We start from the raw sequence: 26,877 nt of genomic DNA, 5'->3' as shown, positions 1-26,877 counted from the left end.
ATTTTCGGGCCATAGAAAAAAAAAGCCGGTTTGAAGGGCTTAAAACTTCTAACATGTTCAAAACTTTTCCAAATCAGCCTTTTAACCATGCATATGCGCCTGTAAATAACCAGGTACCGATAGCCCCCTAAAGCAAAAAGGGTCCTCCCGATTCATCGGGAGAGACCCTTTTTACAGGTTCCTTTCCAGGAAATATCATTTAGTTGCCGGTTATGCCTTCAGCAGTTGCCTGTTTAGGAGCATACACTGCGTTACCTATACCAAAATGGGTGCTACCCTGCAGGTAAAAATAGAACATGCGGCGAATAACGGTACCGTTATTAAAATGCAGTTCCATCGAATAATCATTGAGGGTATAAGTTCCGGCTTCGTTATATTTTTTGTATTCAGATGCAGGTACTGTGGCGCCATCGCCACCGGTTAAGGTAAACTGGCCATCTTTATTGAAGAAGATAAACTTGGAAGTATAAGCTTTTTCGCTGCTTTTTACATTGCCATTTTCTGTACCATTTACAGTCATGAATGAACCATCCAGTTTCTCATCTTTTTGAGAAGGTGTAGCCCAGAACCAGTTCTTGAACCATTTTTCTGTTTCGTTGGTAGACGTCCACTCAACCATGAATGAACCGTTTTTCAACTTCCAGGTTCCCCATTTCTTGGGCTCCTTTGCTTTTGATGCTGCTACATCCAGGCTATATGGGCTAATAACAGGTTCGCTGTAAATTGAACCATCATTCAAGACCAGGTAAGGTTTATAAATACGCACCATTTTGCCATCGGCATTGGTGTTATACTCAAGATGGATAAGAATACCATTTATTTCCTGTGTTTTCAACCCTTTTTCAGGGATGACTTCACTTTGAGCAGAGTTGACAGGCGTTTTTGTTTCCTGTTTGGCACGTGTGCTGTTATTTTTGGCAAATTTACCAGAAGCTGAAGCAGTAGCATCCAGCCTGTTCAGGTTACCAAAATGCTCAGCAACAGGACGCATGTTGTTTGCATAATATTTCACATCGGGTGAACACATTACACGCGCCATGCGGGTATCGCCCTCTCCTACCTCGTAAGCAACATAGGTTACATACCAGGCTTTTCCTTTCTTATCGGTTAATTCTGTAGAGAGCGAAATAATTGTTTGATTAGTAGTAATGTTCTTTTTGCCGGTAGCAGGTATAACAAAACCTGATGTTGTTATATCCTTATCAATGGCAGTACTAAACCATTGTTCAATTGGCTGCCCGTCATTTTTTGCAATGGGCATAATTTCATAGAAGAATTCTTTGCCTTCAACGCTTGCAGCCTTTGCAGGTTTCAACGTGTAGCTACCGCTTTTTTCATCCAGATCCCAACCGGAAATAGGTGGGACAGTTACTTGCGCAAAGATGGTAGTTTTACTAACCAAGATACTGAGTACTATCAACAAATAGGGCCTTGTCTTCATAACAGGTATTTGAGTCCAATTAGCAACTTTTGGGCCATAGAAAACGTGCAAAACGTTCTTTTATTACGAATAGCAAACGTTTTCTTGTTAAGCAGGCCGCAATTGTTAATCGGGGGAATTCACAAAAGTAATCTGAAACTCCGGAAAGTCAAATGTCTGGCACATTATTAAAAGAAATAAAACATCATTCAATGCCGTGCCTGCATTTTACATGCTGGTATACATTATCGCATATATGCATGAAAATATTGTTACAACAGGATAAAATATATTTTATATCCTATGCAACCTTTCTAACGCTGGCTAGCAATCAGCAGATTAAGATCGGTATACTTTAAATCGAAGCGCTGGCTTAAGTGGAAATTAGTGAGCGCGCCTTTGAATAGATAAATACCACTGCGCAGGTGGACTTTGTGCCATACGAGGTTTTCAAAACCACCTTCCTCGCCTGCTTCCAGCAACAAAGGCATCAATACATTACTGATGGCCTGTGATGCGGTGCGTGCAAAGCCCGATGGGATGTTGGGCACACAATAATGAATAACACCGTACTTCATGAAGATCGGTTGTTCATGACCGGTTATCTCAGAGGTTTCAAAACAACCACCACGGTCTATACTAACATCAATGATTACACTACCGGGTCGCATATTGCTTACCATTTCTTCGCTAACCACAACCGGGGTGCGGCCGCTTTGCGAACCCAGGGCCCCTACGGCCACTTCACAGGTCTTTAATTGTTTGGCCAGAATGCGGGGTTCTATTACAGAAGTCCACATACGCTGACCAATATTATTCTGTAACCGTTTTAACCGGTATACGCTATTGTCGAATACTTTTACTGAGGCGCCCAGGGCCAATGCGGCACGGGCAGCAAATTCACCCACAATACCTGCCCCCAGGATAATCACCTTGGTAGGCGGAATACCCGAAATACCACCCAGCAACACCCCCTTGCCATGGTTGGCCGAACCGAGGTATTGGGCTGCAATAAGCATTACCGCACTGCCGGCTATTTCGCTCATGCTGCGAACAATGGGTAAACTATCGCTATCGTCCTTTAAATTTTCAAATGAGATGGCAGTAATGCGCTTTTCCATCATCTTCTGCAGAAACTCAGCCTTCATGGCCGACAAATGGATGGGGGAAATGATCACCTGGTTCATCTGCAGGTGCGGCAGGTCTTCTTCTACCACCGGGGCGCTTTTTACCAGAATTGGCGCTTTATACACCTGTGCTTTTTCATATACGATCTTAGCACCGGCCTCGCTATAATCGCGGTCGCGAAAATGGGCGGCCTCCCCGGCATTGTGTTCAATTACTACATTATGCCCGTTGCTCACCAACACGCCCACTGCATCGGGGGTCAGTGCAATCCGGTTCTCCTGGAAGGCAGTTTCTTTAGGTATTCCAATGTGCAACTCCGACCCCTTGGGTTTTATATCCAGAGTTTCCTGAAGCGTTTCGTAACTAAAAGAAGTGCTGATGATCGGCTTTTGCTGGGACATGTAGCAGTAAATGATTTTACCCCCATTATCGGGGCCACAAGTTACAAATTAAATCGGAAGTCGGATGGCCGAACCAGGGGTCAAACCCCTGAAATATGGATGATTCTCGTATGTGGGTCCGTCACCTGAATTTCTACCCTTGCCGTGTCCTCGGGAAAGATGCCTTCAGCCCGGGCCGGCCATTCTACCAGACAAAGATCCCCTGAATACAGGCAGTCTTCCACCCCCGCCCGCACAGCCTCGTCCTCATCTTTCAACCGGTACAGGTCGATATGAAATATCCGGCCGCCGGGATATTTATATTCATTGATAATGGAAAAAGTAGGGCTTCCAACCGTACTTGTCACCCCTTTTTCATCGCATAAAGCGTGAATAAGGGTGGTTTTGCCGGCGCCCATATCGCCGTAAAAGGCAATCACCTTACGCCCATCAATAAGTTCCCAGAATTTATGGGCCGTTTGCCGGATGTTATTTAATGTAGATTGCAGCTGCATAACTACGCAAAGATAAAGGCCAGGGGCGGAACGACAGATTTAAGTTAAAATTGCAACCCAGTGTACATAATATTGCCATAATGCCGGGAATTAAGGTTATTGAGCGGTAAATTTGCAAATACACTCAACCCCATGGATGAACATGAATAAAGTGAATTGGAAAGTAGATGGCATGACCTGTTCAAATTGCGCGCTGACCGTTCAGCAATACCTCACCGCCGAAGGGCTTGAAAACGTGAAGGTAAACCTGATGGGGGGTGAAGTGAGTTTTGACAAAAATGGCAAAAATGAACAACAGCTCATCAAAGGCATAGAATCGCTGGGTTATACCGTTCAAAATGAAGAACAGCCCGGCGCCCCAAAGCGCAAACGATTATTTACATCCCACAAACAGCGCTTTTTATTTTGCCTCATCTTTACCCTGCCGCTGATGCTGCATATGCTCGACAAGTGGGTGCATATTCACTTATTGATGAACCCCTGGGTGCAGCTGGGTCTTTGTTTACCTGTTTACATTGTGGGGATGGACTTTTTTGGCCGCAGCGCCATAAAAAGCATCCGCAACCGCATGCCCAATATGAATGTGCTGGTGACTATTGGAGCTACATCTGCATTTGTATATAGCTTAACCGGGGCCATCATGAACCTGGGCCCGCAATACCTGTTCTTCGAAACCGCTGCTTCTATTATTACCCTGGTGTTCCTGGGTAATTTTCTGGAAGATGCTTCTATAAAATCTACCCAACGGGCCCTGAACAGCCTGGCCAGATCACAAAAAATGATGGCCAATATGATCGCCTTTGATGAAAATCACCAGGAGATCATTTTCCCTATGGAGAATACCCAACTCCGTTCGGGAGATTTAATTCTCATTAAAAGTGGCGAACAGGTTCCGGTTGATTGTAAAATATTATCGGGTGAGGCAACCATAAACGAAGCTATTATCACCGGCGAAAGTTCGCCCATTCATAAAAAAGGGAAAGACAAACTGATTGGGGGCAGCATTGTAGTGGATGGCATTCTGCGCGCCCAGGTTACCGCCGAAGCCAAAGACTCAGTGCTTTCCAATATCATCAACCTGGTAAAACAGGCGCAAAGCGAAAAGCCACCGGTTCAACAACTGGCCGATAAGATCAGCGCCATCTTCGTTCCACTGGTATTGGCTATTGCCGTAGTTGCCTTTGTGGCAAACTACCTTATACTTCATGATTTCACCGTCGCCCTGATGCGCAGCATTGCCATTCTGGTAATTGCCTGCCCCTGCGCCATGGGACTGGCCACGCCTGCCGCCATTGCCGTGGGGCTGGGCAGAGCCGCCAAAAACGGGGTATTGTTCCGCAATGCCAAAAGCCTTGAACTCTTCAGGACCATTAAACAAGTGGTATTTGATAAAACCGGTACGCTTACTACAGGCCGTTTTGAGGTATCTGATTACCGGCTGGAAACAGATTCCATCACCATTGAAGAATTCAAGCACATTGCTTTTTCGTTGGAGAAATATTCCAACCATCCAATTGCTCAGTGTATAACCCTTAGCTGGAAACGAAAAGATGCCATTCGTTGGGCCAAAATAGAAGAGAAAAAAGGTATTGGCATGATTGCCACTACTGCAGCCGGCGATCAGTATATAGCAGGTTCGTTTGAAACTGCCATGGCATTAACCACCGACGATTCACACAACATTTATATTATCAGGAATGGGCAACTACTCGGCACGATTGATGTAAGAGATGAAGTACGCCCTGAAGCGATTTCTATAGTACAATATCTTCGTCATCGCGATATCCGCACTATTCTGTTAAGCGGCGATCGCCTGGTCAAATGCCGTCAGCTGGCAAACTTGCTGGGTATCGATGAAGTGATAGCAGAAAAAAAGCCCGAAGAAAAAATGGCTGTCATTGAAGACCTCACCTTACAAGGTCCTACCGCAATGGTGGGTGATGGTATTAATGATGCGCCTGCACTGGCAAAAGCCACCATCGGTATTTCATTGAGCGAGGCATCGCAAATAGCCATGCAAACGGCGGATGTAGTGCTGATGAACAGCGGTATTAAAAACCTGCCCCTTGCGCTGGGCCTGGGCCGTCATACGTTCCTTACTATCAAACAAAATCTTTTCTGGGCATTTATTTACAATATCATTGCTATTCCGGTTGCCGCATTTGGCTTGCTCACACCCACTTTTGGTGCGTTGGTAATGGGATTGAGTGATGTGGTGTTGGCTGCTAATTCTGTTCGGTTATTTGTTAAGAAAGTGGCTTGAGGAGGTTAAGTGGCCTTTCGGCAAACGTGAAACGGCAAAGAAGGCGCCGCGAGAAAGTCACCAGCGGAAAGAAAACGATTCTATGAAGTAGCGAGAAGCTCTGTGGTTGAAGTTGACTCGGCATTTGAAGCTGTTGTTGATCTTAAATACTTGACGTTAGAAAGGTTTACAGAAATCAGGCGTACTATGGAACCGCTGTTTTAGTATGCGTAGCAATTTCACGACAAGCATCTCTGTACCACAATTACTACACTAAACGATGAATATCCATCAGATTCTTAAAGAGTACTGGGGCCATTCAAATTTCCGTCCGCTTCAAGAGGATATAATTGCAGCGGTGCTGAACGGCAAAGACACCCTCGCCTTAATGCCAACCGGTGGTGGTAAATCTATTTGCTTTCAGGTGCCGGCGATGGTAAAGGAAGGATTATGCCTGGTGATTAGTCCGCTGATTGCCCTGATGAAAGACCAGGTTGATAATTTGAAGAAAAAAAGCATTACTGCCTTTGCTATTTATTCAGGCATGAGCCGCAAGGAAGTGATCAACATCCTGAAGCTGGCTACCAGCAGCAATTGCAAATTCTTATACGTTTCACCCGAACGGTTAGAAACTACCTTGTTCAAGGAATACCTCCCTGCACTTGATGTTAACCTGATAGCAGTTGATGAAGCACATTGTATTTCGCAATGGGGGTACGATTTCAGACCTCCATACTTACGTATTGCCGCTTTGCGTGAAGAACTGCCTGGCGTTCCCATTCTGGCGCTTACGGCTTCTGCTACCCCGGCAGTACAAAAAGATATTTGCGAGAAATTGCTGTTTAAAGATCCATCTATCTTCAGCCGCTCGTTTGAACGGCCGAATTTATCATACAGCGTATTTACCGTTGACTCAAAGATCAACAAGATCACTGAGATCCTGCAGAAAGTAAAAGGCAGCAGTATTGTGTATTGTAAAAGCCGCAAACGTACCAAAGAGATCAGCGATCTGCTGAACATGCATGGCATTACTGCCGACTTTTATCACGCAGGTCTGCAGCAGGAAGAACGGATGCGCAAACAGGCTTCCTGGATCAATAATACGGTTCGCACCATCGTTTGCACCAATGCCTTTGGCATGGGCATCGACAAACCCGATGTACGGGTAGTAATTCATGCCGATGTGCCCGATTGCCTGGAGAACTATTACCAGGAAGCTGGTCGTGCCGGGCGCGATGAAAAGAAATCATACGCTGTATTATTGTATGATCACAAAGAACTGGATGAGCTTTTAAAATTACCCGGGATCCGCTTCCCCACCCTCGACAACATTCGCATGGTGTATGAAGCCATGATGAACTACCTGCAAATTCCAGGCGGTTCCGGAGAAGGTAATTACTATAACTTCGATTTCACTGATTTTGTAAAAAAATTCAGGATAGATATGTACCTGGCCATCTATGCCATAAAAGCATTGGAACAGGAAGGCTGGGTTTCATATAGCGAACAGATCTTTTTACCCTCGCGCATTCAGTTTGTAACCAATAAAAGCTGGCTATACCAGTTTGAGATTGATAACCCCAAACTGGAGCCGGTTATAAAAACATTGCTACGTACTTACGAAGGTATTTTCGATATGCCGGTTAGCATTCATGAAAAAAGCATCGCTTATTTGTTGCGCCGGGAAGAAGCAGATGTTATACCTGATCTGGTACGACTGCACGCCAATGCTATTATCGAATACATCCCTAAAAAAGATAGTCCGCAACTGTATCTTTTGCTGAACCGGGTAAGGGCAGAAACCCTGCGCTTCAATATGGCGGCCTATGATAAAAGAAAGCAGCAGTTTATTGAACGCATCAACAAGATGCTGGACTATATTCATGCGGGTAAACAATGCCGCAGTCAATTCATTGCAACTTATTTTGGCGATGACAAAACAAAACCCTGTAGTATTTGCGACAATTGCCTGAAGCAAAAAGACCATGAGCTTTCTGCTGATGAATTTAATAGCATAACGCAATCGGTATTCACCATCATTCGCCAGCAGGCTGTACTTAGTGAAGTATTACCCCAACAATTACCCGGCATAAAAAAAGACAAGCTTTATAAAGTGCTCGACTTCCTGCAAAGTGAAAACAAGATCTACATAGACAAGGGAGGTTATGTAAAACCGGCTTAAATAAAAAGTCCGGCGTGTTACCGCCGGACCTGTATAAATTTTCTCTCACTTTATTTCTTTGGCATATGCATCCCTATCTGCATCATCATGGTGTTGGGCGATTGCACATTGTAGTGCTCAATTATTTGACCTTCATCGTTGAGTTTGAAGATATCAACATCCTTTAACTTATACGATTTGTTGGTCGCCTTCATTCCCATGAAATCACCTTTCCAGGTGCCTGTTTGCTCGCCCCAAACCATTACCCAATCGCCGTCGGCTACATACTTTACATCGCTGGCTTTATTATCCGGAAAAGCGGTCATCCACCCATTGATCATTTTAGTAATACTGTCCCGTCCTTTAACCGGCGGCATGCTGCCATCACCATAATCAACGACATCAGCGGTGCAATACTTCAGCGCTTCACCTACATTATGCGAATTCATGGCCTCATAACTGGCCATCACCGCTTTTTTGTTACGTTCCGATTTGCTTTCCTTAGGAGCAGCGGTAGAGTCGTTCATCTTACTTTCGGTTCCGCCTTCAGCCGTTTTGTGGGCATTGGATTCACAGGCCGCAAACAAAATAGCAGTTGCGGCAACCAATAAAAGTGATTTCTTCATAATTGTTATTTTAGGTTAAAGAATAAAAACCCTGGTCATGCACCATGACATTTTGGTTGGGACATGTGTAACAATAGAAGATACGGTTATGATTGCTGCAAACAGGCCTTGTTAAAACCAGCTATTTGTTTTTTTGCGTGACGAACTCTTCCCACCCAATCCTAATGCGCCCAACAAACTGCGGGTAATAACATTGGCAGCGGTGCGTCCTATTTGTTTGGTAACTGAACTTTCCAATACTTTTTCCAATGTTGATTTTTCTTCTTTCTTCGAGCCTTTGGCTGGCTTTTCGGCCGATTGTTGCGCTGATTTTTCAGCGGCTTCGTTAAGTTTTGCCGTTAATATTTCACAGGCGCTTTCCCGGTCTTCGTCATTGGCGTATTTCTTCACCAGTTTGGATTGATTAACCAGGGTATCGATCTCTGCGTTTGTTAATACATCCATCCGTGAACGGGGCGGTACCAGCATGGTGTGCACCAATGGCGTGGGAATCCCTTTTTCGTTCAGGGCGGTAACCAGCGCCTCACCTATACCCAGTTGGGTAAGCAAATCATCAGTTTTATAATACTCAGTTTCGGGATAATTTTCAGCAGCCTGTTTAATTGTCTTTCTGTCGGCTGCAGTGAATGCACGCAAGGCATGCTGCACCTTTAACCCCAGCTGACTTAAGATAGCAGCGGGAACATCCTGCGGGTTTTGCGTACAAAAGAAGATACCTACTCCTTTTGAGCGGATGAGTTTTATGATGGTCTCTATTTGTTGTAACAAAGCGTCGGTAGCTTCCTGGAATACCAGATGGGCTTCATCGATGAACATCACCAGTTTGGGTTTGTCCATATCACCCGCTTCAGGCAGCGTAGCGTACAGTTCGGCCAGCATTTGCAGCATAAAGGTGGAGAACAATTTAGGCCTGTTCTGCATATCGGTAACACGCAATACGCTTATAATACCGCGGCCATCATCCCCAATGCGCATCAGATCGTCAATTTCAAAGGAGGGCTCGCCAAAGAAATGATCCGCGCCCTGTTGTTGCAGTTCTATTACTTTACGCAGAATGGTGCCGGTACTGGTGGTAGCGATCTTACCATATGTCTGCTCTATTTCCTTCTTGCCTTCGTTGCTTACATACTGTACTACCTTTACAAAATCTTTCAGATCGAGCAGGGGCATTTTGTTATCATCGCAATACTTGAAGATGAGGGCAACAATGCCTTCCTGGGTATCGTTCAGGTCAAGGATCTTCGATAATAAAATGGGACCAAACTCGCTTACCGTTGCACGCAGGCGTACCCCCTTTTCGTTACTCAGGGTCATCAGCTCAACAGGGAAAGCGGCAGGTTTATATTCGCCCCCGATCTTTGCCAGGCGGTCTTTGATATTGTTATTTTCTGTACCGGCAGCGGCAATGCCACTTAGGTCGCCCTTAATATCCATCAACAACACGGGCACACTGGCATCGCTTAAAGCCTCTGCAATCAACTGCAGGGTTTTGGTTTTTCCGGTACCGGTGGCGCCGGCGATCAGTCCATGCCGGTTCATTGTTTTCAATGGCAGATATACATCTGTTCCGGCAAGCACCCCCTCACCCAATACAGCCGTACCTATTCGAAATGATTCTCCTTTAAACGTGTAGTTATCTTTTACCGACTGAACAAATGCATCCTTATTTGCCATATCTAAAATTTATGGCAGAAAGATACAGGTTTACCGGCAATAGACAAGCTATTGCAAATGAACAGTCTAATGTATTGAAAATAAACATATAAAAACAAATAGGCCTGTTCGCCTGCGGCGAACAGGCCCCATTATCACATTAGCCAGTTATCACATTAGCTAATTGGTTTTACATGTCTTCTTCCCGTTCCAGCATCAAAATAGCGCTTTGCGGAACGATATAATACTTATCGTTTTCGTACAGCACTTCGGTGGCGCCGCTTAGTAAAAAGATAGCCAGATCACCCTCCTTTACCTGCAATGGAACATATTTTACCTGTTCTTCGCTGCTTTTCCAGCTTTCTTCCTCAACTGGCATGGGAATGGCATATCCTGGACCAGTCTTAATTACATAGCCCTGCTGTACTTTTTCGCGCTCCCCCACCCCGGGCGGCAGGTATAAACCGGTTTCTGTACGTTCATTTGGTTTAGCGGGACGGATTAATACTCTGTCACCAATGACAATAAGCTTTTTGAATTTGTTATCAGTTGTCAAACGCATACGACCTTTATTAAAAGCGTAAAATTAACCAATTAACGGTTCATACATGTTATTTGCCATTCATCCGCCAACCAGCGGATAGATAAAGGCTGACACGGGATTATTAACAAATAATTACGCGGATATTGCCGGATATAGCAAATGATTTAACTTTATTTACACTATCGAACTAAATCTACATCACAATGGAAGGAAAGAAACCCAAAATTTTATTATGCGAGGACGACCAGAACTTAGGAATGGTGCTGAAGAATTATCTGGAATTAAATGACTTTGATGTGACGCTGGAACGTGACGGTCGCCTTGGCCTTGCCGCTTTTCAACGCGAAAGATTTGATCTGTGCCTGCTTGATATAATGATGCCACACATGGATGGATTCACCCTGGCGGAAGAGATCCGCGATGTGGACCCTGATATTCCATTATTCTTCTTAAGCGCCAAAACCATGAAGGAAGACATCATTCAGGGTTACAAACTCGGCGCCGACGATTACATCACAAAACCATTCGATAGCGAGGTTTTGTTGCTGAAAATTAAAGCCATTCTGAAAAGGAATGAAGAAGTGAATAAAGAACAGGAGAATAAAGAATACGACCTGGGTGATTATCACTTCAATCCCAAATTGCGCGAGTTGAGCCACAGCGGTAAAACACAAACTTTATCGCCTAAAGAAAATGAGTTGCTGAAAATGCTTTGCGAGCACATGAACGACCTGTTGCCTCGTGAACAGGCCCTTAAAAAGATCTGGGGCAGCGATACTTATTTCAATGGCCGTAGTATGGACGTGTATATTGCCAAATTGCGCAAGTATCTGAAAGACGATGACAGCATTGAGATCGTGAACATTCACGGTAATGGATTCAGACTGGTGGTGCCGGTTGCTTAAGTGAAGCAATAAGGTATTAACCAACTGTTGCAGGTCACCGGTTCCCGGTTTCCGGGTAAACATATAAAAAACTAAACGCTGAGTATGTAAAACACTCAGCGTTTTTTATTGACTTTAAGCATGCAGCTGTATTCTTTCCGCGCAGCGGTGTATTGCCTGAAGCTTACTGCTTGTGGCTTGCAGCTGTCTTCTAGTCAAATAAGGTATTTATTCCTCCGGCTCCCGGCGCTATTCTGCCCAAATGGGCATAGGCCTTATGCGTAGCCTCACGGCCACGGGGGGTACGTTTTATAAATCCTTCCTGGATCAGAAAGGGTTCATATACTTCTTCCAGTGTACCGGTTTCTTCCCCAACTGCCGTAGCAATGGTAGTGATACCAACCGGTCCGCCTTTAAATTTGTCGATGATCGTCAGCAGAATGCGGTTGTCCATTTCATCGAGGCCATGTTCATCAACATTCAAAGCCTTTAACCCATGTTGGGTTATTCCCAGGTCAATAACGCCATTACCAAGCACCATCGCAAAATCGCGCATCCGGCGTAACAGGCCATTGGCAATACGGGGTGTGCCCCGGCTGCGCCGGGCAATTTCACCGGCTGCATCGGAGGTTATTTTAGTTCCGAGGATACCGGCAGAACGCGAAACAATTTTCTGCAATGTATCGGCAGTATAATATTCCAGGCGTTGTTTAATGGCAAAACGCGACAGTAAAGGTGCCGTCAGCAAACCACTGCGGGTAGTGGCCCCCACCAGGGTAAAGGGGTTTAGGGTTAGTTGTATGCTGCGGGCATTAGGGCCGCTGTCGATCATAATATCGATGCGGTAATCCTCCATAGCCGCATACAGGTATTCCTCCACCACGGTGCTCAGGCGGTGAATTTCATCTATAAACAGCACATCCCGCGGTTCCAGGTTGGTGAGTAACCCTGCCAGGTCGCCAGGCTTTTCAATTACCGGCCCGCTCGTTTCCTTAATGTTCACCCCCAGTTCGTTGGCCACAATGCGGCTCAGCGTGGTTTTACCCAAACCGGGCGGGCCATGGAACAGGATATGGTCCAGGGCTTCCCCGCGCATTTTAGCCGCTTTAATAAAAATGGTGAGGTTATTGATGATCTGCCCCTGCCCCGAAAAATCGTTTATTTCCCGGGGGCGGATATTATTTTCAAACTCCTTATCCGCCGCAGTAAGCGTTTCTTTATTGTTATTTAAGTTCGGATTAGACATGCTTTGTAAAACTACGCAAATGTAATGTAAGCCAGTAAACCAGGTAATCACAAAATTCACTAACTTAATACGACGCCAGGTTTTAGTACCCCATCATTTTTATACTACATCATCTATATAAAATCAGCACAATGAAAGTAGGTATTATTGGCTCAGGCATAGTTGGCCAAACTTTAGGCACCGCTTTTTTAGCCGAAGGATATGAAGTTATGCTGGGTACCCGTAACCCCGGCAAGGAAGAAGTAAAAAAATGGAAGGAGGCTAATCCCAAAGGGCAATGCGGCACCTTTGGCGTAACCGCCCAGTTTGGCGACATCCTGATACTGGCCGTTGCCGGTTCTGCAGCAGAAGTTGCCATCAAGCTATCAGGCACCTCGCACTTCAACGATAAGATCCTGATCGATACTACCAATCCCATTGCAGCCGGCGCACCAAAAGACGGCGTGTTGTCGTTTTTTACCGACCTGAACGAATCGTTATTTGAGCGGTTACAAAAACAGATCCCACAAGCCAGAATGGTAAAAGCGTTTAACAGTGTAGGTAGTTACCAAATGTACAAACCCACTGTAAAGAATGGCCCGCCTACCATGTTCATTTGTGGCAACGACGCCAATGCTAAAAAAACCGTGACGGATATTTTAACGGCCTTTGGCTGGGAAACGGCAGACATGGGCGTTGCCACCGCTGCCCGGGCCATTGAACCATTGTGCATCCTGTGGTGTATTCCCGGCTTTTTACAAAACCAATGGACGCATGCCTTCAGGCTGCTGAAGGTGTAAAGTTTAGTATCTTTATCAAATGAACTTCGACACTTTTCAACAAAGCCTCACTACCAATACACCTCCGCCCAACAGCAGCGTGTATCTTCAATCGTTATGGCACGATGCCAAAGGCGATTGGGAGCATGCGCATACCCTCATTCAGGATGTAGAAGATAAATCTGCCGCCTGGATCCATGCGTACCTGCATCGCAAGGAAGGTGATGTCTGGAATGCGAATTACTGGTACACCAGGGCTGGCCAGCGCATGCCCGGTTTTAGCCTCGAGCAGGAATGGGAAGAACTGGTAAAAGCCATGTTATAGCGCAGGCGCTGATACCCGTTCAATTTTACAGATGTAACAACAAGCCTGCGCATTACGCGCATGCAGGTAATCAATTTCGGGATGCAGGTCAAATAAATTCGGGATCAGCTCATCCACATCATCATTGCCTACCTGCTGTGTATATACCATCAGCTGTTCTTTGCTATAGCCAATCAATGTTAAGGGAAAGCTTTTCTTATTGGCCTTTATTTCGGGCGGGAACCGATGTATATCGGTATACTCTTCTACTTCTTCTTTATTAATAAAAACAGGTCCTGGCTGATTATAAGGATTTTCAATATCAAAAGGACTATGACTTATCAGCAGCCTTGTATCAATTCCTTTTTTGAACGGTTTTAATGAAACCCGGCATGGCCCCAACCCGGTAGCTATCTGTTCAATAACTGCATAACCAAATGAATCTGTTCCGGTTGATCTTATTTGAGCAGCATACTCTTTTGACAGGGGAACAATTTTAAACTTTCGCATAACGCATAATTTTATTGTAACACAAAATTGCTATTTGCGAAGGCTTATATCAACCCGTTTATTGCTATAAAGAATTATGTTTTGAGATACCGGTTCAACTGCAAAATCAAATCCGGATCGGGGCAATTAGCCAGGTACTTTTCACGCTCGGAGTATTTGCATACGCCGGGATAATCACCTTCTTTCAATTCCATATCGAGGATAATCTGAAAATGCAGGTGTGGCGGCCAGTGACCGTTCTCATTCAGCTCACCAAAATGCCCAATGGTTTGACCAATGGAAACATACTGCCCTGCAGAGAGCGTTTGAATATCGCGCGCGCTTAAATGGCCGTAGAGGGTATAAAAGGGAAATCCATCTAATTGATGCAGCAGAATTAACGTTGCACCATAATCGCCAAATTGTTCATTAAATGCCAGGCTGTGTATCATGCCACCCATAAAGGCATACACTTTAGTTCCGGCCGGCCCCCATATATCAACACCTAAATGGAGGCGGCGAGGTTCTTCCCCCGGCTGGGCACCATTAAACACAGGACTGATGCTATAGATAGTGCGGTGTTCTGCATAACCACCTATGCCATACCGGGAGTTGGCGGCTTTCAATTTCTGCTGAATATAACTGCTGAAAACATGCTCATCACCAAGTATTTCCGGTGTGAGTCCGGTATTCTGTTGGGTAAAATCCAGGGGGAGTAACTGATCTTTTCCCGGTATAAAATCCACTACCCGGTGAAATGTATATTGATATTTACGGATGATATTTTCAAATGTAGCTGCTTCCAATGGTTGATAGAATTATAATACGCTAATAATCAGGTTTCTTTAAAGCAATTTTTAATTTCAGGCAAGCCTGTTTGCTAATATACAACATCTCCTTAATAATCAATTAGTAGCACTTGAAGCGATACAAACATCTATTTAGTTTAGCCAACTTTTCAACACAAATTATAAAATGGCATAATTTCTGACTAATTATATAAAACAATGAAGGGTATGAATACGTGGACGATTATATTTTATTTGGTACTGGCAGTTTCGATTGTATCTTATACCATTTTGATGAACTATAAAAAAGATCGGAATGAGTATATGGAAACCGGAGACCAGGAGGATGTAAAGAAGAATTAAATAGCGCGCTGTAATTAATCTCAATATCATTGAGCAATTTTTCTTCCAGCATAGTTGCCATCGTTTCAAAGTACAGCACCACATGCTCACGCACATTTCGCTTCAGCCATCTAAAGCCGCCGGGTAACCGGTTCAATACGTCACGGTCCTCGAGGTATTCTAAATTATGAATATCCGTAGGCGTGAGTCCCAGATCTTGCAGCTTTTTTAATAACAAATTAATTGGTGCATCACTGACCGAACAGGTTTCCTGGGCTAATTCAGTCCACTCTCCATTACCTGTATGGGCATAAGTAACAATCTCTTCTTTTGTCAAATTCGTTGTTGCCTGTAATAAATGTCCGCAATTACAGGCGCCATGATGTCCCCAGGCATAATAATTGCCATTTACCAGGCCGGCGACCGCTTTTCGCAGGCCTTCCACCAACGCTATATTTGGATGTGCCATATTGCTAATTTCCTAATAAAACAGCCAGGAAAAAAGATTAGTTTAAACGGAACGCAGGAAATCCTGACTCCTTCAAAAGGGTTCAGGATCAACGCCCAGGAATTCCTAGTGAAATCGTTAAATGAAAATCCCGGTAAAATATTACCGTATCCAGGGGCGTTTTAAACATTCACAGCTAAATCAATTGCCTTGAAAACACGTATTGAACTGCTTTTGGGTCTGCTGTTTTGTAGTTTCTTTTCTATTGCCAGCCAGGCTCAAACCATTACGGGCGCCTGGAAAGGCAAGATCGGTTCGGCCCACACCGAATTAAAACTCATTAAAAAAGGTGACAGCCTGTTGGGCACCTCATACTACTACACTTCGCGTAGTAATTATATTCGTTATGCGGTGAAGGGCTACTTCGATCCCAACAATAACAGCGTGGTGTGGTGGGACGATGCCATGCTCGAAGACCGGCTCTCCGGCAACCTGTTTGGTGGCGGCGATAAAGAAGCATTATTATCAGTAGCAGATTTTAATTGCCCCGGTGAGAAGACCATGATGCTGGATGGTGAAAGTACCGAACGCGATAACCGGAACAAACCCAAGGGAACCGTTGCGCTCCAAAAGATCAATTCTTCAGGGTTTCACGATGAGTGGGATTTTGTAATTGAGAATTATATCTACGGCGCTAATGATCCCGACATCATCGATAGCATTGCGCGGATGCACCTGGCAAAAAACGAATTGCCTGAAGAAAAAGAAATTACTGAAAGCACCTATCAAAGCTCTACGGTTAAACCAATACAGAAAGACAAGCCTGCTATTGCTGTTTCTGCGCCTCCAATTGTTGTTAAGAAAACACCAACGCCCGCTACTACTAATGAGCAGAAATATTCCAACCGGGAAAAGAAACTGGCCACGGTTATTCCTGTTGCCGGTGATAGTATTGAACTACGTTTTTATGATAACGCCGTTGTGGATGGCGATTCTATCGCCGTATACCTGAATGATAAATTGCTTTTCGAGCACGTACGGTTGAACAACAAACCTTACTCTATGACCATTGCGGTAAATGATCTTTCTGAAGACAATGAAATGGTGATGGTGGCTGAAAACCTGGGTACCATTCCACCCAATACTTCGTTAATGGTAGCCATTGTTGATGGCAAACGTTACGAAGCGCGTTTGGAGAGTACTGAAAACAGCAGCGCGTTGATCAGGTTTATTAAACAGAAGAAGAAAACCAATAGGCAATAGACAATTATCAATTGGCAAAAACTTCAAGGGCTCGCAGATCGCGAGCCCTTGCTTATTGTTTATTGCCTGTTGTCTATTGATTACACAACTACATTCACCATCTTGCCCTTCACATAAATAATCTTTTTGTGGGGCTTGCCTTCCATCCACTTCTGAACAATTTCATTACCCAGTGCAATCTTCTCTACTTCTTCCTGTGTTGCATCGAGTGAGATGGTGATGGTGGTGCGCAGCTTTCCGTTTACGGAGATCGGATACTCTTTACTGCTTTCTACCAGGTAGCTTTCGTTCACTTTAGGGAATGCCGCATCCAGTATACTGTTGCTGTTGCCTAACAAATGCCACAGTTCTTCGCTCACATGTGGCGCATACGGCGTAAGTATGATCAGTAAATTCTCCAGTATTTCTTTTTTATTACACTTCAAATCTATCAATTCATTCACACACACCATGAAGGCGCTCACCCCGGTATTGAAGGAGAATCTTTCGGTATCTTCTTCAATTTTCTTGATGGTTTTGTGCAATACTTTTAATTCAGCCGGCGTAGCCTTTTCTTCGGTCCAAACCTTTCCTTTTGTTTCATCATAGAACAAACGCCACAGTTTTTTCAAAAAGCGGTGCGTTCCTTCAATACCCTTTGTTTCCCAGGGTTTGCTTTGTTCAACCGGTCCCAGGAACATTTCATACATGCGGAAGGTATCGGCGCCGTATTTATTCACCACATCATCGGGGTTCACGGTATTATACAGGCGCTTACTCATTTTCTCCACCTCGGTTCCACAGATGTATTTTCCATCTTCCAGGATGAACTCTGCAGATTCGTAATCTGAGCGCCATTTTTTAAAAGCCTCCACATCCAGTTCAACACCATCTACGATGTTAACATCCACGTGAATGGCATCGGTTTGGTATTGGTCTTTCAGTCCTAATGATACATATTTGTTGGTGCCATGGATCCGGTATACAAAACGGCTGCTCCCCTGGATCATTCCCTGGTTTACGAGTTTTTTATACGGCTCATCATGACCAATAAACCCTAAATCGTACAGGGCTTTCGTCCACATACGGCTGTACAACAAATGCCCTACGGCGTGTTCGGTACCACCAATGTACAGGTCAACCTGGCCCCAGTAATCACTCGCTTTGCGGCTGCAAAACTCCGCTTCGTTATGTGGGTCCATATAGCGCAGGAAGTACCAGCTGCTGCCGGCGTAACCGGGCATGGTGTTGGTTTCCAGGTCGCGGCTTGTCCAGGCAGGGATATTGGCCAACGGCCCCTCGCCTTCCGGACCAGGTTTATAACTTTCCACATGGGGTAATTCCAGTGGCAATTCATTTTCCGGCAAAGGATAAGCAATGCCATGCTTCCATTTAATGGGGAATGGTTCGCCCCAATACCGCTGACGGCTGAAGGCAGCATCACGCATTCTGAAATTCACCTTACGCACACCGATACCCATTTCTTCAATTTTCTGGATCACCACTTCCATGGCGTTGCGCATTACCATGCCATTCAGGAAATCTGAATTTTCCAGTTTGGCATCCTTGGTAGCATTGGCTTCTTTACCGTCGTATGCACTGCCAATGATATTGGTAATGGGGATATTGAAATGATTGGCGAATTTATGATCGCGTTCATCACCACAGGGAACGGCCATAATAGCGCCGGTTCCATAACCAGCCAATACATATTCACTGATCCAAATAGGAATTGAGCTGCCATTGAACGGATTGATAGCGTACGCCCCGGTAAATACCCCGCTGATCTTTTTCTCGGCCATACGCTCGCGTTCGCTGCGGCTTTGTACATACTCAACATATTCCTCTACAGCCTGCTGTTGCTCACTGGAGGTAATGTTTTTTATAAGGGCGTGCTCAGGTGCTATCACCATAAAATCTACACCAAAAATGGTATCGGGACGGGTGGTATATACGGTGAGCTTATCGCTGTTACCCTGAATATCGAAAGTGATCTCTGCGCCATAGCTCTTGCCAATCCAGTTGGTTTGCATTTCCTTCATCGATTCACTGAATTCGATGCGGTCAAGGCCTTCCAGCAAACGATCGGCGTACTCTGTAATACGCAGGTACCATTGCCGTAATTTTTTCTTTACAACCGGGTAACCACCTCTTTCACTTACTCCATTCACCACTTCGTCGTTGGCCAGTACGGTACCCAATGCTTCGCACCAGTTCACTTCGCCGTAGCCGCAATAAGCCAGGCGGTATTCCATCAAAATATCCTGCTGTTCTTTTTCATTAAAGGCAGCCCATTCCGCTGCCGTGAATACCCGTTTGCCGGTTTTGGCAATCTGGTATTTATCGTGGGGAATTTCATGCGTGGCATTGCCTTCTTTTTCAAAAGCTTTTACCAGGTTGTTGATGTGATCGGCCTTCTTTGTTTTGCGGTTATAGAAACTGTGGAATAACTGCAGGAAGATCCATTGTGTCCATTTGTAGTATTGTGGATCGCTGGTACGGAACTCCCTGTCCCAGTCGAAACAAAAACCAATATTATCGAGCTGACGGCGAAAATTGCCGATGTTCTGATCGGTGCTCACAGCAGGATGCACACCATGATCAATAGCATACTGCTCGGCGGGCAGGCCAAAAGCATCGTACCCCATCGGGTGCAGTACGTTGAACCCTTTTAATCGTTTAAAGCGGCTGTAAATATCGCTGGCAATATAGCCCAGCGGATGGCCAACATGCAGCCCCACGCCACTTGGGTAGGGAAACATATCGAGTACATAAAACTTTGGTTTCGGGGAATCATTGCTCACTTTGTAGGCGCCTGATGCTTTCCATTGTGCCTGCCATTTTTTTTCTATATCCCTGAAGTTGTATTCCATATTAGTCGTTAGTTCTTAGATTTTAGTGTTGATTTTTCTCTTTACGATCATAAAGCCTTAAGCTGTTAGCTATAAGCCGTAAGCAAATACAAAACAAAAAACCGGTTCAGCTTATAGCTTAAAGCTTAGGGCTTACAGCTTGTATTTTTACCTTTCTCCCTGACAATCAAACGTTGAGGAAACGTTAAAAAGTCATCCTGGCCTGAAATTTTTATATTGTCTCAATCGTTAAGAAGGAGGTCAAAAATACGGATAATAACCGTTTTACCGGGATAAAACCGTTATTTTTGCCGCTCTTTTAAGGCATTATTATCCCTTCAAAAACAATTATTCATGGCGCAATTCGGAAAAGCATCGGCCAAGCGTTCCAAACCATCTTACTCCATGGCTATTTTAGGGGTTACCATTGTTCTTTTTTTTGTAGGCGTTTTCGGATGGCTGTTATTGAACGCCAGCCGCTACACCGAAGAGCTGAAAGAAGACATCAAACTACAGGTATACCTGCGCAGAAGCGCTACCCAGGCAGATGTGGATACCCTGATGCAATACATTAAATCGCGCCCCTACACCAAAACCACCGAATACATCGATAAGGAAGCTGCCAAAAAGCAGTGGATGGCCAAAGGCGAAAACGACTTCCAGGAACTGCTGGATGAGAACCCGCTGCCCGCCTCCATTGATTTTAACCTCAAAAACATGTACGTGCAAAAGGATACCATCGCTGCCATTAAAGCCGACCTGGAACAACGGCAACTGGTGGTTGAAAGCGTAAAGTATCCCGCGTTTGTGGTGGAAAAAATGGGGTCTTCGGTTCGGGTGGGGCTGATTTCATTTGCAGCCCTGGCCGCCCTGTTCTGCATTCTGTCTATTGTACTTATTGATAATACCATCCGGCTGGCCATGTTCAGCAATCGCTTTCTGATAAAAACCATGCAAATGGTGGGCGCTACCCGGGGTTTTATAGCCCGGCCGCTGACCATGCGCGCGGTTTTGAATGGCCTTATTGCCGCCCTGATAGCTATTTTCCTCATTTACGGGCTTATGATGTTATCGGAATATTTCCTGCCTTACCTGAGCGACCTGCGCGATAACGGCAAGGTAATCATCCTGTTTGCCTTCCTGATTGTGCTGGGGATCAGTATTACGCTGTTCAGTACCTACCGCAGCGTGGTAAAATACCTGAAAATGAAACTGGACGAGCTCTATTAATACGCTGAACGTGAATCGCTGAAGGCCGGATCCCGAAAGTTGGGCCGTTCGGAAATTTTCGGGAAGAACTTGTTTCGGAAGGCATCGTTAAGCGTTGAGCGTTGAGCATTAAAATTGCCTATATTGCGCACCTAATAATTGGCCCAATGAATAAGGAAACAAAAAAACCAGCAGCCCCTGCCACCAGCCTGTTTACCAAAGAGAATTACACCTGGATGATCGCAGGTATTATCCTGGTAGCCCTTGGCATTATTCTGATGGCCGGCGGTAAAAGCGATGACCCTAATATTTTTAAAGAAAATGAAGTATACAGCGTTCGTCGTATCACCATCGCTCCCATTCTTATTTTACTGGGATTGGGCGTTGAGGTGTATGCCATCTTTAAAAAGCCGAAGAATAGCTGACACATTAATGTTTTTAAGCTAAGTTAACACTACGTTATAAGGGCGATGCTGTAAAGGTATCGCTTCTTTTATTTATATACTTGCTATTTAATATTTATAAATTCAGGAAATGAGCACGTTACACGCCATCATCATCGCCATCATAGAAGGCATTACAGAATTCTTACCCATTTCTTCAACCGGGCACATGGCCATTGCCTCCGCCATCATGGGCGATCATGGCCCCTTTGTTGAACTGTTTGAAATTGTAATACAGTTCGGTGCTATTTTATCGGTTGTTGTATTGTACTGGCGTAAATTCTTCGATTTTAAAAAGATCTCATTCTATATAAAGCTCATCATTGCTATTATACCAGCGCTTGTTTTTGGCGCGCTGTTTAAAAGCCACATCGACAGAATGCTGGAAACCCCAATGGTTATTGCCATTATTATGTTGCTGGGTGGCTTTGTACTGTTGTTTGTTGATAAATGGTTTCAAAAACCAACCATAGACAGGGAAGATAGCATCACCATTAAAAAGGGTTTTATCATTGGTTGTTACCAGGTGCTGTCTATCTTATTTCCCGGTTTAAGCAGAAGCGCCGCTACCATCATTGGCGGTATGCAGCAGAAATTAAGCCGCCGCCTGGCCGCAGAATTCTCCTTCTTTCTGGCTGTGCCTACCATGCTGGCGGCAACAGTTTACAGCCTGTACAAAATGTATAAAACCAATCCGGAGGTACTCACTCATAGCGGCAATATGAGCATGCTGTTGTTAGGTTGCGCTATTGCGTTTGTTGTTGCCATTCTGGCCATCAAATTCTTTATTACCTATTTGCAGAAACATGGTTTCCGCCTGTTTGGCTGGTACCGTATTATAGTAGGATTAGCATTGATAATTCTGTTTTATACAGGTGTTATTGGAAAATAAAAAACCTACCCCCTAAATAAACCCAAGCTAATTGTTATGCAAATAGCACCTAGAAAAGTAGTTAACGCCTGGTGTATGTACGACTGGGCTAATTCTGCTTATAACCTTGTCATTACATCTACCATCTTTCCGGCTTATTATGAAGCCATCACCAAAAACAGGTTACCCGATAATGAGGTAGAATTCCTGGGCCGGAAGTTTGTGAATACCGCTTTGTATAATTATGCATTGGGCGCAGCATTCATTGTTGTTGCCTTTATGTCGCCTATACTTACTTCTATTGCCGATTACCGCGGCAACAAACGGAACTTCATGCGCTTCTTCTGCACCATGGGGTCCATTTTCTGTTGCCTGTTGTATTTCTTTGCACCGGAATATGTGTCTGAAAATGTAAACCGGCTCTCTTCTACAAGCCTTAACATCGGCATATTTTGTATGGTGCTTGCCTGTATTGGTTTTTGGGCCAGTCTGGTGTTTTATAATTCCTTTCTGCCCGACCTGGTGCCACCCCGTTTGCGCGACCGCATCAGCGCAAGAGGCTATACCTGGGGATATATTGGCAGTGTTATTTTACAGATCCTGTGTTTTATTGTGGTGTTCCTTCCAGGCAAATTTGGGTTCAACACCCCTTTTGAGGCCAACTTTATGCCCCCGCGCATTTCGTTTGTACTGGTGGGTTTATGGTGGTTTGGATTTGCCCAGATCTCTTTCCGTTACCTGCCCATTAGCACAGTAAAAGAGCGGCACGAACGTAAGAACGTATTTTCCAATGGCTTTCTTGAATTAAAGAAAGTATGGAGCCAGCTAAAGCAAATGCCGGTACTCAAATTGTTCCTGGTTTCTTTCTTCTGGTACAGCGCCGGTATTCAAACTGTGTTTCTGGCAGCTACCCAGTTTGGCGCCAAGGAACTTCACCTGCCTATAGACAAGCTTATTATCACCATCATGATCATTCAGCTGGTGGCCATTCCCGGCGCTATTATTATTTCACGGGCTTCTGAGAAGTTTGGCAATATTCAAACCCTGATGGCTTGTGTGCTGGTATGGATCGGCGTCTGTATTGGCGCTTACTATATCTATACCGATATTCAATTTTACATCCTGGGCGCTACTGTGGGGCTGGTAATGGGCGGTATTCAGTCGCTGAGCCGGTCAACCTACTCCAACCTGATGCCCGATACAAAAGATACCGCTTCTTTCTTCAGCTTTTATGATGTTACCGAAAAGATAGCCCTCGTAATGGGCATGTTCACGTTTGCTTTTATTGAAGAACAAACCATTAAATTTGGCGGCATGCGTAACTCGGTTCTTGCCCTGATGGTATTTTTTATGCTGGGTTTTGTTTGGCTGGGCTTCACCATGAGGAAAGCAAAACGCTTAACGCAGAAAGCGGAAGGCTGAAGGCTAAACGCTTAACGCCGAACGCGCAAGGCAAAAACCGGAACGCAAATTGTACTCAACTAACAAATCAAAATCATGAATCTCTATTCAATTAATACCGGTTATTTTAGATTAGATGGTGGTGCTATGTTTGGCGTTGTTCCCAAATCGATCTGGAATAAACTGAACCCGGCCGATGACAACAACCTGTGCAACTGGGCCATGCGCAGCCTGCTTATACAGGAAGAAAACCGGCTGATATTAATTGATAATGGTATTGGCGATAAACAGGATGCCAAATTCCTGGGCCACTACTATTTGAACGGCGATGATACATTAAACAAGTCGCTGGCAAAATATGGCTTTATGCCCGATGATATAACTGATGTATTTCTCACGCACCTTCATTTTGATCACTGCGGCGGCAGCATCGTTCGTTCGGGCAATAAACTGCTTCCTGCTTTTAAAAACGCCACTTACTGGAGCAACTTACGGCATTGGGAAGCGGCTACCGTTCCCAACGACCGCGAGAAGGCCAGCTTCTTAAAAGAAAATATTTTACCCATCCAGGAAAGCGGACAATTAAAATTTGTTGAACCTACTGATGGCATCGATTTTTCCGATACCATGAAAGTACGGTTTGCCTATGGCCATACCGAAGCCATGATGCTGCCCCAGATCAGCTATAAAGGACAAACCATTGTATATGCAGCCGATCTGTTGCCGGCAGTTGCTCACCTGCCCATTCCTTACGTGATGGCCTACGACATGTTTCCATTAACTACACTGCTTGAAAAAAAGCAATTCCTTACCGAAGCCATAGCCAACAATTACATTTTATTTTTTGAGCACGACCCGGTAAATGAATGTTGTTCTTTACAACAAACGGAGAAAGGGGTAAGGCATAAAGATTTGTTTAAGTTAGAAGAATTGTAATCTAAAAGTTGATAGAATTGATAAAGGTCACAGGTTGACCGGTTAACATGTTGACGGGTTGACGGGGGAGTTGACAGCGTTGATAAGGTTGACTGAGTTGATAAAGGAATACAGAATACCGGTAAAAGCCTAAAGGTTAAAGGCTAAAGCCAAAACCTGGAAGTGTATCTGCTTTTGGCTTGCAGCTTGCAGCTTGTGGCTTGGAGCTTACAGCAGTATTCCCATTGCCTACTGAATCCCGATCACTATCGGGCGCCTACTGCCTTTCATGTTTACCGTTTGCCGTTTCCATCACTACCAGCGTTCAAAAATTAGGTTGTCCATAATGGTTACCGTTATCAAATATTGAAGTATATGCGAAAAAATATGACATGTCGTATTTGTCGCTATAGTCGTATTTGTCGTTTTGGTTGATCATTACTTATCATGGCAAATACATGATATTTTTAACTAATACAAACATATGTTAGCAAAATCCGGTCCCATTATCCAAAAACCGGCATTTTTTGGTTTTTAAAGATTTTGATGTGCCTGATTTTTCAAAATCCATAAATCGACCATTTTTAAATTTCTGTCTCCGTGTAGTTATTGCGCGATTGAAAACCGATGTGAGGATCATTTCACATTTCGAAAATTCCTGCAGTTGTCGATTTTTGCAACATTTTCGATAATGAAGATTTTCAGGTGCCCGTTCTTTTGTGAAGCTGGATCTTAAATAGGGTATACCATGTGTGGAGCATGTGTGAACCTTGTGTCAAATTGCATACTTCACCAATGAAGCACACATGTTTCACACATGGTTGACACATGGTTTAGCCATTTTTTATACTTTTTTACGGCAGTTCCTGCTTTACAATTGTCGTTCGTCCCAGGTATTGTTGTGGTTCGTCCCAGTTTTATTTAAGCTTCGTCCCGGAAAAGACGGCTGCTTCCTATAGCGCATGTTATTCGTCCCAGATTTCTCCGAAGCTCGTCCCATGTTTGGGCGAAGCCCATTCCATTTTCCGGGATCGGGTCTATTCTGATTGTACTTTTGTATTGTTGTTGTTGATGAGGTTCGCTTAATGCCAAACAGGAAGAGCGGCTTGAATGGCATGCCGATCAGCAGTGACAGCTCTTTGATTTAATGATTTTTATAAAAGAAAACCTGATTACAGGCTTACGAGAGAAGTCAGGGGATAGCGCAGGTTGCGGTAGCTGATCATATCGATCTTTACGCTGCCAACCGAAATGGGGCTTTCGATGCGAACGGGAATATGGTTTCTGTCGTCACTTACCCAAACCGTCATTTTCTCCCCACCTTCAAACATGGTGCCTTTAATGAGCAACGGTTTGAATTTTATTGCACGGAACTTCCCATATTTAGTTTTAATGGTTTCCTTGCCCAGGTACCGGATATACATTTCATATACCTCATTATCAAGGAATAGGGAGAAATTGATCTTATCGTTCACCTTTAATTTGCCAAAATCAATGTTGCGGGAATAATATACGGCACTCAGCACATCCTGTACACATTCAGGCACTTTATATACCCCCTGGTTGGTTACGGCAGAGTTGGTGGTTTTATTAAAGGTTACATTCTCAAATTTCTTATATCCGCCTTCATAGATATTACGAATAAAGCGGTATGGCTGCAGGGTGGCAGTATCTATGTAGGTTTCATATTTATCGCGGACCTTAAAAAAGTTATCGTAGAAAGGATAGCTTTTGCCATCACCTACAATATGATAAACAGGCTTACCATTTACTCTTTCAAGCGTGGTATTAAAGGTAGCCTCACCTGCCCCCAAATAGGCGCCCACTACTGTATAGAATACTTTCAAAGTTATCTGCTCGCCAGCATTAAAAGCGGAGTTACGAATGTCACAAAAGCCATCCCCGGCTCTCAGCGGAAAACTAACAATTATAAGCAGCAGGAAGACGAGTGGTCGGTTTGCTTTCATGTAACGCTATTCAATTAAATCCAATTAATAAGGTTGACGTCCGGGCCGG

Annotated in this window: 23 protein-coding genes and 1 pseudogene; 12 read left to right on the top strand and 12 right to left on the bottom strand. The window is 44.5% G+C overall.

The features are described 5' to 3' along the window. Positions 1–199: 199 nt before the first annotated feature. From NIAKO_RS34245 to tsaE, 3 genes are all read right to left on the bottom strand, one after another. Entirely contained in the window at positions 200–1,441 is a 1,242-nt protein-coding gene (locus tag NIAKO_RS34245; protein WP_041347634.1) for a hypothetical protein, read from the bottom strand. Positions 1,442–1,734: 293 nt separating this feature from the next. Further along, positions 1,735–2,949 carry an alanine dehydrogenase gene (locus NIAKO_RS34240; RefSeq protein ID WP_014223087.1) on the bottom strand — a complete coding sequence of 405 codons (1,215 nt, stop codon included), beginning with the start codon at positions 2,947–2,949 and terminating at the stop codon, positions 1,735–1,737. 80 nt (positions 2,950–3,029) lie between these two features. Next, positions 3,030–3,443 carry a tRNA (adenosine(37)-N6)-threonylcarbamoyltransferase complex ATPase subunit type 1 TsaE gene (tsaE, locus tag NIAKO_RS34235; protein WP_014223086.1) on the bottom strand — a complete coding sequence of 138 codons (414 nt, stop codon included), beginning with the start codon at positions 3,441–3,443 and terminating at the stop codon, positions 3,030–3,032. A 142-nt stretch (positions 3,444–3,585) separates the two neighbouring features. Between tsaE and NIAKO_RS34230 the strand changes: the two genes are divergently transcribed. The 3 genes and pseudogenes from NIAKO_RS34230 to NIAKO_RS34225 all read left to right on the top strand — a co-directional run bounded on the left by NIAKO_RS34230 (position 3,586) and on the right by NIAKO_RS34225 (position 7,867). Continuing rightward, positions 3,586–5,706, top strand: coding sequence for a heavy metal translocating P-type ATPase (locus NIAKO_RS34230; RefSeq protein WP_014223085.1), 2,121 nt, complete (start codon positions 3,586–3,588; stop codon positions 5,704–5,706). 42 nt (positions 5,707–5,748) lie between these two features. Then, positions 5,749–5,910 (top strand): annotated as a pseudogene (locus tag NIAKO_RS39490) (four helix bundle protein); the annotation flags it as partial. A 55-nt stretch (positions 5,911–5,965) separates the two neighbouring features. Beyond that, the gene (locus NIAKO_RS34225; RefSeq protein ID WP_014223084.1) at positions 5,966–7,867 is read left to right on the top strand and encodes a RecQ family ATP-dependent DNA helicase; all 1,902 of its coding nucleotides are present in this window, start codon (positions 5,966–5,968) and stop codon (positions 7,865–7,867) included. A 50-nt stretch (positions 7,868–7,917) separates the two neighbouring features. Here NIAKO_RS34225 and NIAKO_RS37465 read toward each other — a convergent pair whose 3' ends face one another. The 3 genes from NIAKO_RS37465 to NIAKO_RS34210 all read right to left on the bottom strand — a co-directional run bounded on the left by NIAKO_RS37465 (position 7,918) and on the right by NIAKO_RS34210 (position 10,687). After that, the gene (locus NIAKO_RS37465) at positions 7,918–8,472 is read right to left on the bottom strand and encodes an ester cyclase (protein ID WP_014223083.1); all 555 of its coding nucleotides are present in this window, start codon (positions 8,470–8,472) and stop codon (positions 7,918–7,920) included. A 111-nt stretch (positions 8,473–8,583) separates the two neighbouring features. Continuing rightward, complete coding sequence (locus NIAKO_RS34215; RefSeq protein WP_014223082.1) at positions 8,584–10,146, bottom strand: helicase HerA-like domain-containing protein; 1,563 nt, start codon at positions 10,144–10,146, stop codon at positions 8,584–8,586. A 169-nt stretch (positions 10,147–10,315) separates the two neighbouring features. Further along, positions 10,316–10,687, bottom strand: a complete 372-nt coding sequence (locus NIAKO_RS34210) for a co-chaperone GroES (RefSeq protein WP_014223081.1) — start codon at positions 10,685–10,687, stop codon at positions 10,316–10,318. Between the two features lie 185 nt (positions 10,688–10,872). On the opposite strand from NIAKO_RS34210, the gene NIAKO_RS34205 reads away from it, so the two are divergent. Then, positions 10,873–11,574 (top strand): response regulator transcription factor, encoded by a 702-nt coding sequence (locus NIAKO_RS34205; protein ID WP_014223080.1) that lies wholly within the window; start codon positions 10,873–10,875, stop codon positions 11,572–11,574. 190 nt (positions 11,575–11,764) lie between these two features. On the opposite strand, the gene ruvB is transcribed toward NIAKO_RS34205, so the two are convergent. Next, positions 11,765–12,799, bottom strand: a complete 1,035-nt coding sequence (ruvB, locus tag NIAKO_RS34200; RefSeq protein WP_041349855.1) for a Holliday junction branch migration DNA helicase RuvB — start codon at positions 12,797–12,799, stop codon at positions 11,765–11,767. 131 nt (positions 12,800–12,930) lie between these two features. Between ruvB and NIAKO_RS34195 the strand changes: the two genes are divergently transcribed. Both NIAKO_RS34195 and NIAKO_RS34190 read left to right on the top strand, forming a co-directional pair. Next, entirely contained in the window at positions 12,931–13,578 is a 648-nt protein-coding gene (locus tag NIAKO_RS34195) for an NADPH-dependent F420 reductase (protein ID WP_014223078.1), read from the top strand. A 19-nt stretch (positions 13,579–13,597) separates the two neighbouring features. Next, positions 13,598–13,882 (top strand): hypothetical protein, encoded by a 285-nt coding sequence (locus NIAKO_RS34190; RefSeq protein ID WP_014223077.1) that lies wholly within the window; start codon positions 13,598–13,600, stop codon positions 13,880–13,882. On the opposite strand, the gene NIAKO_RS34185 is transcribed toward NIAKO_RS34190, so the two are convergent. From NIAKO_RS34185 to NIAKO_RS34175, 3 genes are all read right to left on the bottom strand, one after another. Next, positions 13,877–14,371, bottom strand: coding sequence for a DUF1203 domain-containing protein (locus tag NIAKO_RS34185; RefSeq protein WP_014223076.1), 495 nt, complete (start codon positions 14,369–14,371; stop codon positions 13,877–13,879). The two genes, NIAKO_RS34190 and NIAKO_RS34185, sit on opposite strands and share 6 nt — an antisense overlap. Before the next feature lie 74 nt (positions 14,372–14,445). Then, positions 14,446–15,156 carry a peptidoglycan DD-metalloendopeptidase family protein gene (locus NIAKO_RS34180; RefSeq protein ID WP_014223075.1) on the bottom strand — a complete coding sequence of 237 codons (711 nt, stop codon included), beginning with the start codon at positions 15,154–15,156 and terminating at the stop codon, positions 14,446–14,448. A gap of 226 nt (positions 15,157–15,382) precedes the next feature. Beyond that, the gene (locus tag NIAKO_RS34175) at positions 15,383–15,949 is read right to left on the bottom strand and encodes a hypothetical protein (protein ID WP_014223074.1); all 567 of its coding nucleotides are present in this window, start codon (positions 15,947–15,949) and stop codon (positions 15,383–15,385) included. A 189-nt stretch (positions 15,950–16,138) separates the two neighbouring features. Here NIAKO_RS34175 and NIAKO_RS34170 point away from each other — a divergent pair, with 189 nt between their 5' ends. Next, positions 16,139–17,191, top strand: coding sequence for a DUF2147 domain-containing protein (locus tag NIAKO_RS34170; protein WP_014223073.1), 1,053 nt, complete (start codon positions 16,139–16,141; stop codon positions 17,189–17,191). An 80-nt stretch (positions 17,192–17,271) separates the two neighbouring features. Here NIAKO_RS34170 and leuS read toward each other — a convergent pair whose 3' ends face one another. Continuing rightward, positions 17,272–20,043 (bottom strand): leucine--tRNA ligase, encoded by a 2,772-nt coding sequence (leuS, locus tag NIAKO_RS34165; protein WP_014223072.1) that lies wholly within the window; start codon positions 20,041–20,043, stop codon positions 17,272–17,274. A 333-nt stretch (positions 20,044–20,376) separates the two neighbouring features. Between leuS and NIAKO_RS34160 the strand changes: the two genes are divergently transcribed. From NIAKO_RS34160 to NIAKO_RS34140, 5 genes are all read left to right on the top strand, one after another. Continuing rightward, positions 20,377–21,252 (top strand): cell division protein FtsX, encoded by an 876-nt coding sequence (locus tag NIAKO_RS34160; RefSeq protein ID WP_014223071.1) that lies wholly within the window; start codon positions 20,377–20,379, stop codon positions 21,250–21,252. A 146-nt stretch (positions 21,253–21,398) separates the two neighbouring features. After that, the gene (locus NIAKO_RS34155) at positions 21,399–21,656 is read left to right on the top strand and encodes a DUF3098 domain-containing protein (protein WP_014223070.1); all 258 of its coding nucleotides are present in this window, start codon (positions 21,399–21,401) and stop codon (positions 21,654–21,656) included. 109 nt (positions 21,657–21,765) lie between these two features. Next, positions 21,766–22,566, top strand: a complete 801-nt coding sequence (locus NIAKO_RS34150) for an undecaprenyl-diphosphate phosphatase (protein ID WP_014223069.1) — start codon at positions 21,766–21,768, stop codon at positions 22,564–22,566. A 36-nt stretch (positions 22,567–22,602) separates the two neighbouring features. Further along, a complete protein-coding gene (locus NIAKO_RS34145; protein ID WP_014223068.1) occupies positions 22,603–23,967 on the top strand; it encodes an MFS transporter in 1,365 nt (454 codons plus the stop codon). A 75-nt stretch (positions 23,968–24,042) separates the two neighbouring features. Beyond that, positions 24,043–24,882, top strand: coding sequence for an MBL fold metallo-hydrolase (locus NIAKO_RS34140; protein WP_014223067.1), 840 nt, complete (start codon positions 24,043–24,045; stop codon positions 24,880–24,882). A 1,151-nt stretch (positions 24,883–26,033) separates the two neighbouring features. Here the strand turns inward: NIAKO_RS34140 and NIAKO_RS34135 are convergent. Then, positions 26,034–26,828, bottom strand: a complete 795-nt coding sequence (locus NIAKO_RS34135; RefSeq protein WP_014223065.1) for a DUF3108 domain-containing protein — start codon at positions 26,826–26,828, stop codon at positions 26,034–26,036. Positions 26,829–26,877: the final 49 nt, after the last annotated feature.

The sequence above is a fragment of the Niastella koreensis GR20-10 genome (genome assembly GCF_000246855.1).
GTDB lineage: Bacteria > Bacteroidota > Bacteroidia > Chitinophagales > Chitinophagaceae > Niastella > Niastella koreensis.
This window is presented reverse-complemented; position numbering and strand designations above follow the sequence as displayed.

Bases quoted from the DNA above. Each gene is read 5' to 3' on its own strand.
- NIAKO_RS34175 (WP_014223074.1), bottom strand. From the start codon at position 15,949: ATGGCACATCCAAATATAGCGTTGGTGGAAGGCCTGCGAAAAGCGGTC.
- NIAKO_RS34195 (WP_014223078.1), top strand. From the start codon at position 12,931: ATGAAAGTAGGTATTATTGGCTCAGGCATAGTTGGCCAAACTTTAGGC.
- NIAKO_RS34225 (WP_014223084.1), top strand. From the start codon at position 5,966: ATGAATATCCATCAGATTCTTAAAGAGTACTGGGGCCATTCAAATTTC.
- NIAKO_RS34240 (WP_014223087.1), bottom strand. From the start codon at position 2,949: ATGTCCCAGCAAAAGCCGATCATCAGCACTTCTTTTAGTTACGAAACG.
- NIAKO_RS34190 (WP_014223077.1), top strand. From the start codon at position 13,598: ATGAACTTCGACACTTTTCAACAAAGCCTCACTACCAATACACCTCCG.
- NIAKO_RS34135 (WP_014223065.1), bottom strand. From the start codon at position 26,828: ATGAAAGCAAACCGACCACTCGTCTTCCTGCTGCTTATAATTGTTAGT.
- NIAKO_RS34140 (WP_014223067.1), top strand. From the start codon at position 24,043: ATGAATCTCTATTCAATTAATACCGGTTATTTTAGATTAGATGGTGGT.
- NIAKO_RS34145 (WP_014223068.1), top strand. From the start codon at position 22,603: ATGCAAATAGCACCTAGAAAAGTAGTTAACGCCTGGTGTATGTACGAC.
- NIAKO_RS34210 (WP_014223081.1), bottom strand. From the start codon at position 10,687: ATGCGTTTGACAACTGATAACAAATTCAAAAAGCTTATTGTCATTGGT.
- NIAKO_RS34215 (WP_014223082.1), bottom strand. From the start codon at position 10,146: ATGGCAAATAAGGATGCATTTGTTCAGTCGGTAAAAGATAACTACACG.
- leuS (WP_014223072.1), bottom strand. From the start codon at position 20,043: ATGGAATACAACTTCAGGGATATAGAAAAAAAATGGCAGGCACAATGG.
- NIAKO_RS34160 (WP_014223071.1), top strand. From the start codon at position 20,377: ATGGCGCAATTCGGAAAAGCATCGGCCAAGCGTTCCAAACCATCTTAC.
- NIAKO_RS34205 (WP_014223080.1), top strand. From the start codon at position 10,873: ATGGAAGGAAAGAAACCCAAAATTTTATTATGCGAGGACGACCAGAAC.
- NIAKO_RS34245 (WP_041347634.1), bottom strand. From the start codon at position 1,441: ATGAAGACAAGGCCCTATTTGTTGATAGTACTCAGTATCTTGGTTAGT.
- NIAKO_RS37465 (WP_014223083.1), bottom strand. From the start codon at position 8,472: ATGAAGAAATCACTTTTATTGGTTGCCGCAACTGCTATTTTGTTTGCG.
- NIAKO_RS34155 (WP_014223070.1), top strand. From the start codon at position 21,399: ATGAATAAGGAAACAAAAAAACCAGCAGCCCCTGCCACCAGCCTGTTT.
- NIAKO_RS34185 (WP_014223076.1), bottom strand. From the start codon at position 14,371: ATGCGAAAGTTTAAAATTGTTCCCCTGTCAAAAGAGTATGCTGCTCAA.
- tsaE (WP_014223086.1), bottom strand. From the start codon at position 3,443: ATGCAGCTGCAATCTACATTAAATAACATCCGGCAAACGGCCCATAAA.
- NIAKO_RS34150 (WP_014223069.1), top strand. From the start codon at position 21,766: ATGAGCACGTTACACGCCATCATCATCGCCATCATAGAAGGCATTACA.
- NIAKO_RS34230 (WP_014223085.1), top strand. From the start codon at position 3,586: ATGAATAAAGTGAATTGGAAAGTAGATGGCATGACCTGTTCAAATTGC.
- ruvB (WP_041349855.1), bottom strand. From the start codon at position 12,799: ATGTCTAATCCGAACTTAAATAACAATAAAGAAACGCTTACTGCGGCG.